This is a genomic window from Pseudomonas sp. Q1 (assembly GCF_009935975.1).
In the GTDB taxonomy this organism is placed as follows: Bacteria; Pseudomonadota; Gammaproteobacteria; order Pseudomonadales; family Pseudomonadaceae; genus Aquipseudomonas; species Aquipseudomonas palleroniana.
Window position 1 is genome coordinate 42,924 of sequence record NZ_QODI01000004.1, and the last position, 16,784, is coordinate 59,707.

Genomic DNA, 16,784 nt, shown 5'->3' on the forward strand with positions numbered 1-16,784 from the left:
ACCCAGCACGCAAGGCGCGTTCCATGTATTCCCTGAATCAGGCGCTGCGCGCCGCCCTCGATCAACGCCAAGACCTGATCCATGAGCTGCACGCCCAAGGCACTGACTGCTACCGGTTGTTCCACGGCAGCCAGGAAGGCGCCGGCGGCCTGACCATCGACCGCTATGGCCCGCAATTGCTGGTGCAGAGTTTTCACCAGCCGTTGGAAACGGCCGAGTTGCTGGACATGCATCAATTGATCAATCAGTTCATGGGGTTGGAATTGCTGCTGGTGTACAACGACCGCTCCCGGGGCAATTCACGGATCGACCGCGAAGACACGGTGTATCGCGCCGAACCTGCGGCACTGGAAGACCTGGTCGGCCATGAGTGGGGCCTCAACTACCGCGTGCGCGGGCGCCATGCCGGGCAAGACCCGCTGCTGTTCCTCGACTTGCGCAATACCCGCGGCTGGGTCAAGGACCACAGCGCCGGCAAGAGCGTGCTGAACCTGTTCGCCTACACCTGCGGCGTGGGCTTGAGCGCAGCCGCCGGTGGCGCACGCGAGGTGTGCAACCTGGACTTCGCCGAGGGCAACCTGGCAGTCGGTCGTGAAAACGGCCTGCTGAACCCGCAGCTGCCGAGCATGCAGTTCGTGCAGTCCGATTACTTCCCGGCCATCCGCCAACTGGCGGGTTTGCCGATTACCCAGCGGCGTGGGCAAAAACTGCCGAGTTATCCACACCTTGAGCCGCGCCAATATGACCTGGTATTGCTCGACCCACCGGCCTGGGCCAAGAGCGCCTTCGGCACCGTCGACCTGTTGCGCGACTATCAAAGCCTGCTCAAGCCTGCACTGCTGGCCACCGCCGACAACGGCGTGCTGATCTGCTGCAATAACCTGGCAAAAGTCAGCATGGACGATTGGCGCGAGCAGGTGCTGCGCTGCGCCGAAAAAGCCGGCCGCCCGGTACGCGACTGGCAGATCATGGCACCGGGGGCGGATTTTCCCTCACAGGACCAACAGCCACCGCTGAAGACCCTGATCCTGCAACTGTAGGCCTTTTCCCAATAGCCCCGGTTCTTCGGAACCGAAATCCCGTGCCATACTCCAAGGCACTCTCGTTCGATATAGATGCCGCCACCCATGCCCAAAGGATTGATTCGCGCCATCGGCGCCGTGTTGACTGCTCTTGCTCTGTACAGCTTGCTGGGCTTCCTGATTTTGCCGGGCATCGCCCTTCGGATCGCCAATCAACAGCTGGCCAATTACGCCACGGTGCCAGCACGCCTCGAGCGTCTCGAACTCAACCCGTTCAGCCTGGAAGTCACGGCATGGGGCCTGCAGATCGGCGAACCGGGCAAGGAACAGGTCGGTTTCGAACGCCTTTACGCCAACCTGCAGATCGACAGTCTCTGGACTCGCGCCCTGCACCTGGCCGATGTCCAGTTGGACAAGCCCAAGACCGAGTTGCTGTTCGACAAGTCCGGCCAACTGAACCTCGCGCAGTTGTTCAAACTGCCGCCGAGCGAACCCACTCCGGCCGACCCGAACGCCAAACCATTCCCTTTGCGCATCGACAGCATCAAGCTGGCGAGCGGTTATGTGCACTTCCAAGACCTGCGCCCCAGCGAGCCCATCGAATTTCTCTACGACAAACTCGACTTCGAGCTGAAAAACCTCAGCACCTTGCCCGAAGACAACGCCGACATGACCTTGGTGGCCGCAGGGCCTCAGGGCGGGCAGATCGACTGGAAAGGTAATTTCAGCCTGGTACCGATCACGTCCGAGGGCACGCTGAAAGTCACCGATGGCAAGATGAAAGCCTGGTGGCCCTATGTCCGTGACGCCTTGCCGCTGGTGCTGGAAGACGGCGTGCTGAACTTCAGCACCGAGTACACGTTCAGCCTGGCCAAGGAAACCGAACTGAAACTGACCAATACCGCGGCCAGCATTGCGCCCTTTGCAATCAAAGCCCCGGACGGACGCCCATTGGCACGCCTGGAGCGCCTGGACGTCAGCGAGACCACGGTAGACCTGGCCAAGCAGCAAGTGGTGGTTGGCAAGATCCGCAGTAACAAGCTGGAAACCTGGGCGGCCCGCGAGGCTGACGGGCAATTGGACTGGCAGAAACTGTTCGCCAGCCAACCGAGCAAACCGGCCAAGGCCCCGGAGCCGGCAGCCGCGCCGGCCACTGCCGACTCGCCAAAAGCTGAACCCGCAGCCCCAAGCAAACCCTGGCAAGTGCTGCTCAAGGACGTGCAACTGCGTAATTACCAGGTGCACCTGGCTGACCGCGCGGCCAAGCCTGCGGTAGCGCTGGAGCTGGGCCCGTTGAACGTCGACATGCAGAACTTCGACAGCCTCAACCAGAGTCCCTTTACCCTGAAGGTCGACAGCGGCCTGGGCAAGCAAGGCAAGATCCAGGCAACCGGCGAGGTCAACCTCAACCCGGTCAGCGCCAAGCTGAAAGTGAATACCCAGGACATCGACCTGCGGGTCGCCCAGGCCTATATCAGCCCATTCATTCGTTTGGAACTGCGCAGCGGCATGCTGGGCAGCAACCTGGATGTAAACCTCAAAAGCACCGCACCGCTGGCGTTGCAAGTCACCGGTCGCGCGCAAGTCGACCAGTTGCATACGCTGGACACCCTCAAGACCCGCGACTTCGTCAAATGGCAGCGCCTGATACTGGAAGGCGTGAACTATCAGCACGGCGAGAGCCTTTCAATCGACAAGGTCAACCTGCTGCAGCCGTATGCACGCTTCATGATCAACGATGACCGTACCACCAACATCGACGACCTGCTGATACCACAACCGGCCGACAGCGGCGCCAAGTCTGGTGCCAAACCTGCAGCAAGCAACGAGAAGCCGTTGGGCATTCATATCGGGCAAATTGCGATCAACGATGGCTCGGCCAACTTTGCCGACTTCAGCCTCACACCCAATTTCGCCACGGCCATTCAACAGCTCAACGGGCAGATCGGCACCATCGACAGTCGCCAGGCCAAACCGGCCAGTGTCGACATCAACGGCAAGGTCGATCGCTACGCGCCCGTGACCATCAAAGGCAGCGTGAACCCGTTTGATCCCATGGCGGCATTGGATATCGCCACCAGCTTCAAACGGGTCGAACTGACGACATTGACGCCCTACTCAGGCAAATTCGCCGGTTTCCGCATCCGTAAGGGTCGCCTGAACCTGGACCTGCACTATGTGATTACCAAAGGCCAATTGAAGGCCGAAAACAAAGTGGTGGTTGAACAGCTGCAACTGGGCGAGAAAGTCGACAGTGCCGACGCCGTGGATTTGCCGATTCGCCTGGCGATCGCGTTGCTCAAAGACAGCGACGGCAAAATCTCTATCGAACTGCCGGTGAGCGGTGATTTGAACAACCCGCAATTCAGCGTAATGCCGATTGTGTGGCAGACCCTGCGCAACCTGGTGGTACGCGCGGCAACAGCACCATTCAAATTCATTGGTGGCCTAATCACCGGCAGCGGCTCGGAAGACCTCGGCAGTGTGTCCTTTGCCGCAGGTTCCAGTGAGTTGAGCAAAGATGCAGAAGGCGCCCTGAACACGTTGGCCAAGGCACTTAAAGAACGCCCTAGCCTGCGCCTGGAAATCGAAGGCACGGCAGCGGCCAGCAGCGACGGCCCGTTCCTTGCCGCCGAGCGTCTGGAGCGTGAATACCAATACAACTACTACAAGATGCTGCAACGCCGTGGCGACAAAGTCCCGGCCCAAGCCTCGTTGCTGGTTGTACCGGAGAAGGAAAAAGCGCCTTTGCTGGAAGGCATCTACCGCACGCGCCTGAAACAACAACCACCAGCCGAATGGAAAGACCTGAGCAGCGATGAGCGTACCGCCAAGCTCAAAGACGGCGTGATCAAGTTCTGGAGCGCCAGTGATGTGCTGCTGCGCCAACTGGGGCAGGACCGGGCCAGCACCATCAAGGACTATCTGGTGGATAAGGCGAAACTGGAAGATGACCGGGTGTATTTCATTGATGCCAACCTGGGGCAGGCCGAGAAAGACGGCCGCGTAGTGACGCCGATGCATCTGGATGCCGAATAATCTCCCCAAATAGAACAGGCCCCGACACAAGTGCCGGGGCCTGTAATGACCACATCCGTGTGGTCGGTCGCATGAACCTCGGAGGTGCATTGAGTGGATATCTAACTCACGCGCCGCCGCCGCCTAGTTCAGACGATTCCTCAAGCGTTACTGAACGGTAAGACCATCAGCCGATACAGATTTAACGCCTTTGATTTTCTTGGTAATCGCTACTGCAGTCTCTTTCTGCGCTTGGGTCAGAGCGGCAGTGGACGACAGCGATACTACGCCGTGGTTGGTTTCGACTTTGATGTCAGTACCAGGAATACCTTTTTCGGTAACCAGGTCGGATTTAACTTTGGTAGTAATCCAGGTATCCGAGGTGCTGGTCTTGGCTTTGTCGATGTTGTCAGCTTTAACTGCGCCGCCTGCCAGCAGGCCATCAGCAGAAACAGCGGTTACACCTTTGATTTTCTTGGTAATGGCTACAGCGGTCGCTTTCTGCGAGTCCGAGATAGCGACTTCGGAGGACAGGGAAACCACGCCTTTGTTGGTTTCAACCTTGATATCCGAACCAGGAATACCTTTCTCGGTCAGCAGATCAGCTTTCACTTTGGTGGTGATCCAGGTGTCCGAAGTAGACTCTTTAGCCTTGGTCATTTCACCGGCCGCCAAAGTCATAGGGGCTTGGGAAGTCTGAGCAAAGGCTACGTTAGCACCCATGGCCAGCGTCAGAGCGGTAGCAGTAGCGAGAGCGAACTTCTTCATACGAGTAACTCCTGTTTTATTGAAAGTCTGCAGCGCATAGACCTTGATGCTGCAGTGTTAACAGGGTTATTGCAGGCAGTATGCCAATTCTTGATGCCAGATTAATTCTTTATAAAACAATAACTTATGAAATCAGGCTTTTTTCGAAATCGTGCAACTTGCATGAAGTCACTCAGGCCTGCATGCAAGTTGCGGGTTTCAGGATTTACTAAGCGCCTGATTTCCTGACCTTTTCCCACGCGCATAAAAAAGGACTCCTGAGAGTCCTTTTTTCAGCTTAGCGCTAAGGCTGGGTGGTTAAACGCCCGACGCCTTGGCTGCTGCTACGTCCTTGATGGACAGCTTGATACGGCCGCGGTTGTCCACGTCCAGTACCAGCACTTCCACTTCCTGGCCTTCTTTCAGAATGTCGGTCACTTTCTCGACACGAGCATCGCTCAGCATGGAGATGTGTACCAGACCGTCTTTGCCCGGCAGGATGTTGACGAATGCGCCGAAGTCGACGATGCGCTCAACTTTACCGACGTAGATCTTGCCGATCTCGGCCTCGGCGGTGATGCCCAGAACGCGCTGACGTGCAGCTTCAGCCGCTTCCTTGGTTTCGCCGAAGATCTTGATCGAGCCGTCGTCTTCGATGTCGATCGAAGCCTTGGTTTCTTCACAGATCGCACGAATAGTCGCGCCGCCTTTACCGATGACATCACGGATTTTGTCGGTGTCGATTTTCATCGCGATCATGGTCGGAGCGTTTTCCGACAGTTCGGTACGCGACTGACCAATGATCTGGTTCATCTGGCCGAGGATATTCAGGCGCGCTTCCAGGGCTTGGCCCAGGGCGATTTCCATGATCTCTTCGGTGATGCCTTTGATCTTGATGTCCATCTGCAACGCGGTCACACCTTTGGCGGTACCGGCTACTTTGAAGTCCATGTCGCCCAGGTGGTCTTCGTCACCCAGGATGTCGGTCAGGATGGCGAACTTCTCGCCTTCTTTGACCAGGCCCATGGCGATACCGGCAACCGGCGCCTTCATCGGCACACCAGCGTCCATCAATGCCAGGGAAGCACCGCAAACGGAAGCCATCGAGCTGGAACCGTTGGATTCAGTGATTTCCGACACAACACGGATGGTGTACGGGAACACGTCAGCAGCAGGCAGCATGGCCTGAACCGAACGGCGCGCCAGGCGGCCGTGACCGATTTCGCGACGACCAGCACCACCCATGCGACCGCACTCGCCCACCGAGAACGGAGGGAAGTTGTAGTGCAGCATGAACGGGTCTTTTTTCTCGCCTTCCAGGGTGTCCAGCAGCTGTGCGTCACGGGCAGTACCCAGAGTCGCGACTACCAGGGCCTGGGTTTCACCACGGGTGAACAGAGCCGAACCGTGGGTTTTAGGCAGAACGCCGACTTCGATGTTCAGCGGACGTACGGTGCGAGTGTCACGGCCGTCGATACGTGGCTTGCCGTTAACGATGTTTTCGCGAACGGTACGGTATTCGATTTCACCGAATGCAGCTTTGACGTCGCTGGCGGAAGGCTGGCCTTCTTCACCGGACAGCTTGGCCACAACCTGGTCCTTCAGTTCGCCCAGGCGAGCGTAACGGTCGGCCTTGACGGTGATGGTGTAGGCATCGGAGATCGCAGCACCGAACTCGGAGCGGATAGCGCTCAGCAGTTCAGTCGCTTCAGCTTGTGGAGCCCAGGTCCAGGTTGGCTTGGCAGCTTCGGCAGCCAGCTCGGTGACGGCCTTGATGACAGCCTGGAACTCGTCGTGGGCAAACAGTACAGCGCCCAGCATCTGGTCTTCGGTCAGCTCTTTGGCTTCCGATTCAACCATCAACACGGCTTCCGAAGTACCGGCAACGACCATGTCCAGGCTCGAAGCTTTCAGTTGTTCGTAAGTCGGGTTCAGCAGGTAGCCGGTGCTTTCGTGGAATGCAACGCGGGCAGCGCCGATCGGACCATCGAAAGGAATGCCGGAGATGGCCAGGGCCGCCGAGGTACCGATCATCGCAGCGATGTCCGGATCGGTCTTCTTGCTGGTGGAAACGACGGTGCAGACAACCTGCACTTCGTTCATGAAGCCTTCTGGGAACAGCGGACGGATCGGACGGTCGATCAGTCGGGAAGTCAGGGTTTCTTTCTCGGAAGGACGGCCTTCACGCTTGAAGAAACCGCCAGGAATCTTACCGGCAGCGTAAGTCTTTTCCTGGTAGTGAACGGACAGAGGGAAAAAGCCTTTGCTCGGGTCAGCGGTCTTGGCACCTACAACGGTCACCAATACGGTGACGTCGTCGTCAACGGTAACCAGCACTGCGCCGGAGGCTTGACGGGCGATACGGCCTGTCTCGAGGGTAACGGTCGACTGACCGAACTGGAATTTTTTGATAACCGGGTTCACGGTGTCCTACCTTCTTTGTGGCTCTTGGGGGAACGTGTCTTCTTGCGAAATTCTTGGGCAATGCCGGGAATCGGCCCGACTCTAGTCCAGGGTAAAACGTGTATCCAGATAAAACTTGAGGCTGGGAGCCTGCCATGGGCCAGCGGGAAACCCAATGGCACACGGCAGACAACCAACCTCTAGAGCAATCGCTTATTAGCGACGCAGACCCAGGCGACCGATCAGAGTCTGATAACGACCCAGATCCTTGCCTTTCAGGTAGTCCAGCAGCTTACGGCGCTGGTTTACCATGCGGATCAGACCACGACGGGAGTGGTGATCTTTACCGTTGGCCTTGAAGTGACCTTGCAGCTTGTTGATGTTGTGGGTCAGCAGTGCAACTTGCACTTCTGGCGAACCAGTGTCACCAACAGCTTGCTGATAGTCAGCTACGATTTGTGCTTTTTCTTGAACGTCGAGAGCCATGAGGCAATCCTTTTTTTCAGGAAACCACCCAAAGGTGATCTCAACAGGCCAGGGACAAATCCCTGTATCTAAAAATGAGAAGTGACCGTGCCTGTTAACAGCCACCCTCGTCCGGTCATTCTGACCGAATCAGTCGACGTGGCGCGATGCGCCCGTCTTCGCTCACTTCACCGATACCGATAAAGCGACCGTTATGATCCTGTACCCGCACCATACCGAACTTCGGAGCGTCCGGGGCACGTACCGGCTGGCCGTTGAGCCAGTAGAACGCGCTGTGCTCCGAAAAGTGCAGCAATGGCCAATCCTGCAAACCGCTGTCCGATGGCATGAGGAAGCGATCAACCGCTTCGTTGCCGCCTTCGGCGTGTACGGCTTCCAACTCTTCCAGCGTTACGGTCTGCGCCAGGCTGAAAGGTCCGGCCTGCGTGCGTCGCAGTTCTGCAACGTACGCGCCGCAACCGAGCTTTTCACCAATATCTTCCACCAGGGTACGGATATAGGTGCCTTTGCTGCAGTCCACCGCCAAACGCGCGGTATCGCCTTCGCAGGCGAGCAATTCCAAGCGGCTAATAGTAACAGAACGCGGTTCGCGCTCCACTACTTCACCGGCACGTGCCAACTTGTAAAGAGGCTGCCCATCACGCTTGAGCGCCGAGTACATCGGCGGTATCTGACTGATTTCCCCACGAAAAGCGGGTAAAGCGGCCTCGATATCAGCACGACCAACGGTCACGTCACGAACCTGCAAGACATCACCTTCGGCATCGGCCGTGGTGGTGGTCTTGCCCAGTTGCATCAGGGTTTCGTACCCCTTGTCGGAGTCGAGCAAGTATTGCGAGAACTTGGTGGCCTCGCCAAAGCACAACGGCAGCACGCCGGTGGCCAGGGGATCGAGGCTGCCGGTGTGCCCGGCCTTCTCGGCATTGAGCAACCAGCGGACCTTCTGCAACGCGGCATTGGAAGTAAAGCCAATGGGCTTGTCGAGCAGAATGATGCCGCTGACGTTGCGACGGATACGTTTGACCTGAGCCACCCGCTTACTCCTTGGCGTCTTCAGGTGTGGACGAATGCTGGCTGTCTTCAGCCACGGCACGTTCGATCAGGGCCGACAGGTGCGCACCACGCACGACGCTTTCGTCGTAGTGGAAGTGCAACTGAGGAACGCTGCGCAGCTTCATTTCACGGGCCAACTGCATGCGCAGGAACCCTGCGGCGGAGTTGAGCACCTTGATGCTTTGCGCAATTTCTTCGCTGCTGTCCTGGCCCATCACGGTGATGAAGATCTTGGCGTGCCCGACGTCACGGCTCACTTCAACTGCGGTGATGGTAACCAGGCCAACGCGTGGGTCTTTGACTTCGCGACGGATCAGTTGGGCCAGCTCGCGCTGCATCTGATCGCCGATACGCTGGGTACGGCTGTATTCTTTTGCCATGTCTTGTTACCTGTTACTGCCACACGGTGAAACCCGTGGGGTCTGAAAGCGGCAAACGCCCGGCCTGACAAAAGCCAGACCGGGCGTTGCGTTTAGAGTCCGTGCGGTGTTGGGCATCTGCATGCCCACACGCTGCGTGGCTCCTGAAGTGCGCGAGTTAGAGGCTGCGAGCAACCTGAACCTTCTCGAAGACTTCGATCTTGTCGCCAACCTTGACGTCGTTGTAGCTCTTGACGCCGATACCGCACTCCATGCCGGCACGTACTTCGGAAGCGTCATCCTTGAAGCGGCGCAGGGATTCCAGCTCGCCTTCGAAGATAACGATGTCTTCACGCAGTACACGGATCGGACGGTTACGGTACACGGTGCCTTCGACAACCATGCAGCCAGCGACCGCGCCGAATTTAGGCGAGCGGAACACATCACGCACTTCGGCGATACCCAGGATGTTCTCCCGGACGTCACTGCCAAGCATGCCGGTGAGGGCTTTCTTGACGTCTTCGATGATGTCGTAGATGACGTTGTAGTAACGCATGTCCAGGCCTTCCTGCTCGACGATCTTGCGAGCGCCGGCATCGGCACGCACGTTGAAGCCGAACAGTACAGCGTTGGAAGCCAGTGCCAGGTTGGCGTCGGACTCGGTGATACCACCGACACCGCCACCGACGACACGCACTTGCACTTCGTCGTTACCCAGGCCGTTCAAGGCGCCGTTCAACGCTTCGAGGGAACCACGTACGTCAGACTTGAGGACGATGTTAAGCGTCTTCTTCTCTTCCTGGCCCATGTTCTCGAAGATGTTTTCGAGCTTGCCGGCGTGAGCGCGAGCCAGTTTGACTTCGCGGAACTTGCCTTGACGGAACAGAGCCACTTCACGGGCTTTCTTCTCGTCGGCAACCACGCTCATCTCGTCGCCAGCGTCCGGAGTACCGTCCAAGCCGAGAATCTCGACCGGGATAGCCGGGCCGGCTTCCTTGATTGGCTTGCCGTTCTCGTCGAGCATGGCACGTACACGGCCGTAGTTCGAACCGACCAGCACCATGTCGCCTTGGCGCAGGGTACCGTCTTGAACCAGAACGGTGGCAACCGGGCCACGGCCCTTGTCGAGGCGCGATTCAACCACCACACCACGGCCCGGGGCCGAAGGCGTAGCGGTCAGTTCCAGAACCTCGGCTTGCAACAGAACGGCTTCGAGCAGTTCGTCAACGCCAGTACCCATCTTCGCGGAGACTGGTACGAATGGAGTGTCGCCACCCCACTCTTCGGACGTCACGCCATGAACCGACAGTTCGCTACGGATGCGATCGAGATCAGCGCCCGGCTTGTCGATTTTGTTCACGGCAACCACCAGTGGCACGCCAGCCGCCTGAGCGTGCTGAACAGCCTCGATGGTTTGTGGCATCACGCCGTCATCGGCTGCAACCACCAGGATCACGATGTCGGTCGCTTTGGCACCACGGGCACGCATCGCGGTAAACGCGGCGTGGCCAGGGGTGTCGAGGAAGGTCACCATGCCACGGTCGGTTTCAACGTGGTACGCACCGATGTGCTGGGTGATACCGCCGGCTTCGCCAGCAGCCACCTTGGCACGACGGATGTAGTCGAGCAGGGAAGTCTTACCGTGGTCAACGTGGCCCATTACGGTCACAACCGGCGCACGGGAAACCGCCTCACCTTCAAACTTCAGGGACTCGGCCAGGGAATCTTCCAGGGCTGTGTCGCTGACCAGGGTCACTTTGTGGCCCAGCTCTTCAGCAACCAGTTGGGCAGTTTCCTGATCCAGTACCTGGTTGATGGTGGCCGGAGTACCCAGCTTGAACATGAACTTGATGATTTCAGCAGCCTTGACCGACATCTGCTGGGCGAGATCGCCCACAGTGATGGTCTCGCCGATCTTCACTTCACGCACGACAGGACCGGTTGGGCTCTGGAAACCGTGGGCGTTGCGTTTTTTCAGCTTGGCCTTGCCGCGGCCACCACGACGGAAGCCATCGCTTTCTTCGTCAGTGGTACGCGGGGCAACGCGTGGAGCAGGTGCTTTCTCTTTGACCGAAGCGCGATGTGGAGCATTTTTACGCTCACCATCGCCGCCGCCACCGCGACGATTGTTATCGTCGGCACGTGGCTTGTCCGGACGACGAGGTTCGTCACGCTTGCGCTCTGCTGCAGGCGCAGGTGCAGCGGCAACCGGAGCGGCCTCACGCACAGCCTCAACAGGCGCGCTAGGTGCGACAACCGCTTCGGCAGCAGGTTGCACAGCCGCAGGCTGGCGACGCGCTTCTTCTTCGGCGCGACGCTTGGCTTCTTCTTCAGCCTTCTGGCGAGCAGCATTTTCTACTGCGCGACGTTCTTCCAGCTCGCGTTTGCGCTCGGCTTCGATTTCTTCCGGGCTGCGCTGTACGAAGACTTTCTTCTTGCGTACTTCAACGCTGATGCTTTTGCTACCAGCAACACGCAGGGTGCTGGTGGTTTTGCGCTGCAATGTAATCTTGCGCGGTTCTTCCACTTTCGCCTTGTGGCTGCTCTTCAAGTGAGTCAGCAAAGACTGCTTCTCACTGTCGCTCACACCTTCATCGGCGGCGGTGTGCGGCAGACCTGCCTCACGCATCTGCTGCAACAGGCGCTCTACCGGTGTTTTGACCTCATCGGCCAGTTGTTTCACCGTGACTTGCGTCATGCACTTCTCTCCTCAGGCCGCGCCTATTACTCGAACCAATGGGCTCGGGCGGCCATGATCAACTTGCCGGCACGATCATCGTCAATGCCGTCGATGTCGAGCAGATCGTCAATAGACTGCTCGGCCAGGTCTTCGCGGGTAATTACGCCGCGCACCGCCAGTTCCATCGCCAAATCCTTGTCCATACCCTCAAGCGAGAGCAGGTCTTCGGCCGGATGGGCGTCTGCCAGCTTTTCCTCAGTAGCGATGGCTTTAGTCAACAAACGATCCTTGGCCCGAGCGCGAAGCTCGTTGACGATGTCCTCGTCAAAGCCGTCGATGTTGAGCATTTCTTCCAACGGTACGTAGGCAATCTCTTCCAGGCTGGTGAAGCCTTCATCTACCAGCACCTGAGCCAGTTCTTCATCGACTTCAAGCTCTTCGATGAAGTTGCGCAGGATGTCACCGGTTTCAGCTTGCTGCTTAGCCTGGATGTCCGATTCGGTCATCACGTTCAGGGTCCAACCGGTCAGTTGGCTCGCCAGACGCACGTTCTGACCACCACGACCAATGGCCTGAGCCAGATTGTCTGCGCCGACGGCGATGTCCATTGCATGGGCATCTTCGTCAACGATAATTGCCGCCACTTCAGCCGGCGACATGGCATTGATCACGAACTGCGCCGGGTTATCGTCCCACAGAACGATATCCACACGCTCACCGCCCAATTCGCCCGACACTGCCTGGACACGCGAACCGCGCATACCAATGCAAGCGCCTTGCGGGTCGATGCGTTTGTCCTTGGAACGGACCGCGATCTTGGCGCGCGAACCCGGGTCTCGGGACGCAGCCATGACTTCGATCAGGCCTTCGGCAATTTCCGGCACTTCGATACGGAACAGCTCGATCAGCATTTCCGGCGCGGTACGCGACAGGATCAACTGAGGGCCGCGGTTCTCGGTGCGGATTTCCTTGAGCAGCGCACGCAAACGCACGCCGACACGGAAGGTTTCGCGAGAGATGATGTCTTCGCGGGCCAGCAACGCTTCGGCGTTGTTGCCCAGGTCAACGATCACGTTGTCACGAGTCACTTTTTTCACGGTGCCGGAGATGATTTCACCCAGGCGCTCGCGATAAGCGTCAACGACTTGAGCGCGCTCGGCTTCGCGAACCTTCTGCACGATGACCTGCTTGGCGGTCTGTGCAGCAATACGGCCGAATTCGATCGATTCGATCTTTTCTTCGACGACATCACCGACCTTGGCACCAGGATGCGTTTCGGCAACCTTGCTTGGCCAGGTTTCGATGGCCGGATCATCAAGATCGGCCTCTTCGACGACCGTCCAGCGACGGAAAGTCTCATAGGCACCGGTGTGGCGGTTGATTTCCACACGCAGATCAACTTCGTCTTCAAAACGCTTTTTGGTCGCAGTGGCCAGGGCCAGCTCCAGCGCTTCAAAAATCACGTTTGCCGGTACGCCCTTTTCATTGGATACCGACTCAACAACCAGCAGTACTTCTTTGCTCATCGTACGCCTCGCCTTTCGCAAGCCATTGGATCCGCGGGATCCGCGTCTCAGTCAAAACTGGGAATAATGTTGGCCTTGTCGATCATATCGATCGGCAACAGGAACTCATGGTCTTCTACCTGCACCACGACATCCTGCTCTTCTACACCGCGCAGAAGGCCCTGAAAGTTGCGTCGCCCTTCAAAGGGAGATCGCAGCCTGATCTTCACTTGTTCACCGGCAAATTTTGCAAACTGCTCAATAGTGAACAGTGGGCGTTCCATGCCTGGCGAGGAAACTTCGAGGGTGTATTCAACGGAGATCGGATCTTCAACATCCAGCACACCGCTGAGCTGACGGCTGACAATGGCACAATCGTCCACCAGCACGCCGCCCTCTTTATCGATATAAACGCGCAACATTGAGTGGCGACCTTGAGCGGAAAACTCAATACCCCAGCATTCATAGCCTAGGGCCACGACCACCGGGGCCAACAAGGCCTGCAACTCTTCTAGCTTGCTCGACACCTGAACCCCCTCGTGCATGTATGTGCATGCTGTGCAAAATAAAAAAATGGGCGAAACGCCCATCCTTGAAACGCCGTCGAACAGCGGCGTTGAAAGTGTCCAGCTAACAAAAAGCCCCTTAAAAGGGGCTCCGCTAAAACTGGTTGCGGGGGCCGGATTTGAACCGACGACCTTCGGGTTATGAGCCCGACGAGCTACCAGACTGCTCCACCCCGCGACAAAGCTGGGGCGGAAGTATACGACCGATCCCTTACAGGGTCAATGTAACCTTCCACCTACAAGAAAGCCCGCAACAGCGGGCTCTCCTGATAATTGGTACCGAGAAGGGGACTCGAACCCCTACACCCTATGGGCACAACCACCTCAAGGTTGCGTGTCTACCAATTCCACCACCTCGGCAATACAGCGTTTACAACCCTTCTTACTTCTGCTCTTGAGCTGGAGGTACGTCAGTCGCTGGAGTAGCCGACTTTTGCTCTTGAAGCACCGGGACATCATCAGAAGCCGGTTTTGCTTTTGGTACTTCCAACACCGCCGGATTTGGGAGACCTACTTGAGTCAGCACATGAGCTTTCTCTTTAGCAAAGTAACCTAACCCTAAGCTGGTTATGAAGAAACCTGCGGCAAGTATAGCAGTAAACTTACTAAGAAAGGTAGAGGAACCTTGGCTTCCGAACACAGTATTTGAAGCACCTGCACCGAAAGACGCACCAGCATCCGCACCTTTACCCTGTTGCAACAAAACCAGGGCAACTACGCCCAGGGCAGCCAACAGATGAAAAACGACTACGACTGTTTCCAGCATTTTTTCAGTTTCCCGCGGCGCGACAAATCGCACCGAACTCATCTGCATTCAGGGAAGCTCCACCAATGAGCCCCCCATCGATATCCGGCATGCCGAACAGTTCGACCGCATTGGCCGCCTTCACGCTGCCGCCGTATAGAAGACGCACACCTTGTGCAACTTCAGAATTCTCTGCCGCCAACTGCGCGCGAATGGCTGCGTGCACATCCTGCGCTTGTTGCGGCGTAGCAGTCAGCCCGGTGCCAATGGCCCAGACCGGCTCGTAAGCAATTACCGCCTTTGCAAATGCACCAACACCCAGCTCCTCGATGATGCTGCCCAGCTGACGCGAGACAACTTCAAGAGTCTTGCCCGATTCACGCTGCTCAAGGGTCTCCCCTATGCACAACACCGGAACCAAGCCACAAGCCTGTGCGGCAGCGAACTTGCGATTGAGTGTCCCATCACGCTCGCCCATCATCTGACGACGCTCGGAGTGCCCGACAAGCACATAGGAACAACCCGCATCAACCAGCTGACTCGGCGATATCTCGCCGGTCAACGCACCTTGCATGGGCTCCACCGCAGAGTTCTGCGCGCCGACCTGAATCGACTTGCCCTTCAAGCCTTCAATCACTTGATTGATATGCAAGCAAGGCGGGAAAACCGCAACATCAACACCGCTAGGCAAGGCCAGGTGACGAAGGCCATTGATCAGCTCAGCGACACTGGCGCGGGTACCGTGCATCTTCCAGTTACCAGCTACCATAGTGCGACGCATGCTGTACCCCGTCGGTCAAAGTGGGCGCAGATGTTACCCAACCACACCCTCACTGGCAAGCCGAATTCAGCCGCAAACTTCAGTTACCAGTTTTGCCAGGTCTTCGGCATGGCCGCGGACCTGATTTTCATCATCACCCTCGACCATAACGCGCACCAAAGGCTCTGTGCCGGACTTACGCAGCAGCACACGGCCACGCCCCGCCATCGCCAGGGTCACGCGCTCGCAAGCCTCCTTAACAGAAGGGTGTTCGATTGGGTTTTCACCCCCAGCGAAACGCACATTGAGCAAAACCTGCGGGCACTTGCGCAGAGCCTGACGCGCCTGAGCCAGGCTCTCATCACGACGGCGCAGGGACAGCAAAACCTGCAAGGCCGCAATAATCGCATCACCCGTGGTGGTGTGATGGAAACAGACCACGTGCCCGGAGTTCTCACCACCCACCTGCCAGTTGCGCTCAAGCAACTCGGCGATGACATAGCGATCCCCCACGTTGGCCCGCACGAAGGGAATTCCCAGATCCGCCAGTGCCAATTCCAAGCCAAGGTTGCTCATCAGCGTACCGACGACCCCCCCTTGCAGCTTATTACGCTCATGCAGGTCGCGAGCAATGATGAACAACAGGTCATCACCATCGACCACCGCACCGGTGTGGTCCACCATCAGAACCCGGTCGCCATCACCGTCAAAAGCGATCCCCAGGTCAGCATGCTCCGCAAGAACTGCGGCCTGCAGCTGCCCCATGTGGGTGGAGCCACAGTTTTCATTGATGTTCAAACCGTTGGGCTGGGCCGACAGCACTGTCACATCAGCGCCCAACTCCTTGAACACGCTTGGAGCTACCTTGTAGGTGGCCCCATGAGCGCAGTCCACAACAATCTTCAGCCCAGCGAAATTGGTACTGGTGGGTACGCTGCTCTTGCAAAACTCGATGTAACGGCCAGAGGCGTCGTTGATACGCGATACCTTACCCAGCTTGCTGGATTCGACCACCGTCATTGGCGCGTCCAGCAACTCCTCAATCATCAACTCGATCTCGTCCGGCAGCTTCGTGCCCTGCCCCGAGAAAAACTTGATGCCATTGTCATCATGAGGATTGTGCGAAGCACTGATCACGATACCGGCTTCAGCGTGAAATGTACGGGTCAGGTAAGCGATTGCCGGTGTCGGCATAGGCCCCAGCAACATCACATCGGCACCTGCGGCGGACAAACCGGCCTCCAGTGCAGACTCAAACATATAACCTGAAATACGGGTGTCCTTGCCTACCAGGATGCGGCACGCGCCCATGCTACGGAACGCCATACCTGCCGCCCAACCCAGCTTCAGCATAAAGTCAGGAGTAATAGGGAATTCGCCGACACGACCACGAATGCCGTCGGTGCCAAAATACTTTTTAGTCATAAATACTCCATCATT

Annotated in this window: 13 protein-coding genes and 2 tRNA genes; 2 read left to right on the top strand and 13 right to left on the bottom strand. The window is 57.6% G+C overall.

Annotation, left to right across the window (positions count from 1 at the left end; all coding sequences use genetic code 11):
- Positions 1-23: 23 nt before the first annotated feature.
- Both DK870_RS07575 and DK870_RS07580 read left to right on the top strand, forming a co-directional pair.
- Positions 24-1,040, top strand: coding sequence for a class I SAM-dependent rRNA methyltransferase (locus DK870_RS07575; RefSeq protein WP_161548373.1), 1,017 nt, complete (start codon positions 24-26; stop codon positions 1,038-1,040).
- An 87-nt stretch (positions 1,041-1,127) separates the two neighbouring features.
- Positions 1,128-4,061 (top strand): DUF748 domain-containing protein, encoded by a 2,934-nt coding sequence (locus tag DK870_RS07580; RefSeq protein ID WP_161548374.1) that lies wholly within the window; start codon positions 1,128-1,130, stop codon positions 4,059-4,061.
- A 147-nt stretch (positions 4,062-4,208) separates the two neighbouring features.
- Here the strand turns inward: DK870_RS07580 and DK870_RS07585 are convergent, their stop codons facing one another.
- The 13 genes from DK870_RS07585 to glmM form a co-directional block, all read right to left on the bottom strand.
- A complete protein-coding gene (locus DK870_RS07585; protein ID WP_060752258.1) occupies positions 4,209-4,808 on the bottom strand; it encodes a BON domain-containing protein in 600 nt (199 codons plus the stop codon).
- A gap of 297 nt (positions 4,809-5,105) precedes the next feature.
- Entirely contained in the window at positions 5,106-7,211 is a 2,106-nt protein-coding gene (gene pnp / locus DK870_RS07590; RefSeq protein ID WP_060752259.1) for a polyribonucleotide nucleotidyltransferase, read from the bottom strand.
- 195 nt (positions 7,212-7,406) lie between these two features.
- Positions 7,407-7,676 carry a 30S ribosomal protein S15 gene (gene rpsO / locus DK870_RS07595; protein ID WP_003177875.1) on the bottom strand — a complete coding sequence of 90 codons (270 nt, stop codon included), beginning with the start codon at positions 7,674-7,676 and terminating at the stop codon, positions 7,407-7,409.
- 115 nt (positions 7,677-7,791) lie between these two features.
- A complete protein-coding gene (truB, locus tag DK870_RS07600; RefSeq protein WP_060752260.1) occupies positions 7,792-8,709 on the bottom strand; it encodes a tRNA pseudouridine(55) synthase TruB in 918 nt (305 codons plus the stop codon).
- Positions 8,710-8,713: 4 nt separating this feature from the next.
- Complete coding sequence (rbfA, locus tag DK870_RS07605; protein WP_060752261.1) at positions 8,714-9,109, bottom strand: 30S ribosome-binding factor RbfA; 396 nt, start codon at positions 9,107-9,109, stop codon at positions 8,714-8,716.
- 157 nt (positions 9,110-9,266) lie between these two features.
- On the bottom strand, positions 9,267-11,786 hold the full coding sequence (gene infB / locus DK870_RS07610) for a translation initiation factor IF-2 (protein WP_161548375.1): 2,520 nt from the start codon (positions 11,784-11,786) through the stop codon (positions 9,267-9,269).
- Positions 11,787-11,812: 26 nt separating this feature from the next.
- Positions 11,813-13,294 (bottom strand): transcription termination factor NusA, encoded by a 1,482-nt coding sequence (gene nusA, locus DK870_RS07615; protein WP_056854968.1) that lies wholly within the window; start codon positions 13,292-13,294, stop codon positions 11,813-11,815.
- A gap of 47 nt (positions 13,295-13,341) precedes the next feature.
- A complete protein-coding gene (rimP, locus tag DK870_RS07620; RefSeq protein ID WP_060752349.1) occupies positions 13,342-13,800 on the bottom strand; it encodes a ribosome maturation factor RimP in 459 nt (152 codons plus the stop codon).
- Between the two features lie 140 nt (positions 13,801-13,940).
- Positions 13,941-14,017, bottom strand: a tRNA-Met gene (locus tag DK870_RS07625).
- A gap of 96 nt (positions 14,018-14,113) precedes the next feature.
- A tRNA-Leu gene (locus tag DK870_RS07630) sits at positions 14,114-14,199 on the bottom strand.
- Between the two features lie 22 nt (positions 14,200-14,221).
- Positions 14,222-14,605, bottom strand: a complete 384-nt coding sequence (secG, locus tag DK870_RS07635; RefSeq protein ID WP_010206600.1) for a preprotein translocase subunit SecG — start codon at positions 14,603-14,605, stop codon at positions 14,222-14,224.
- Between the two features lie 4 nt (positions 14,606-14,609).
- On the bottom strand, positions 14,610-15,365 hold the full coding sequence (gene tpiA / locus DK870_RS07640) for a triose-phosphate isomerase (protein ID WP_090365788.1): 756 nt from the start codon (positions 15,363-15,365) through the stop codon (positions 14,610-14,612).
- Positions 15,366-15,431: 66 nt separating this feature from the next.
- Positions 15,432-16,769 carry a phosphoglucosamine mutase gene (gene glmM / locus DK870_RS07645; protein WP_090365786.1) on the bottom strand — a complete coding sequence of 446 codons (1,338 nt, stop codon included), beginning with the start codon at positions 16,767-16,769 and terminating at the stop codon, positions 15,432-15,434.
- Between the last annotated feature and the right edge of the window lie 15 nt (positions 16,770-16,784).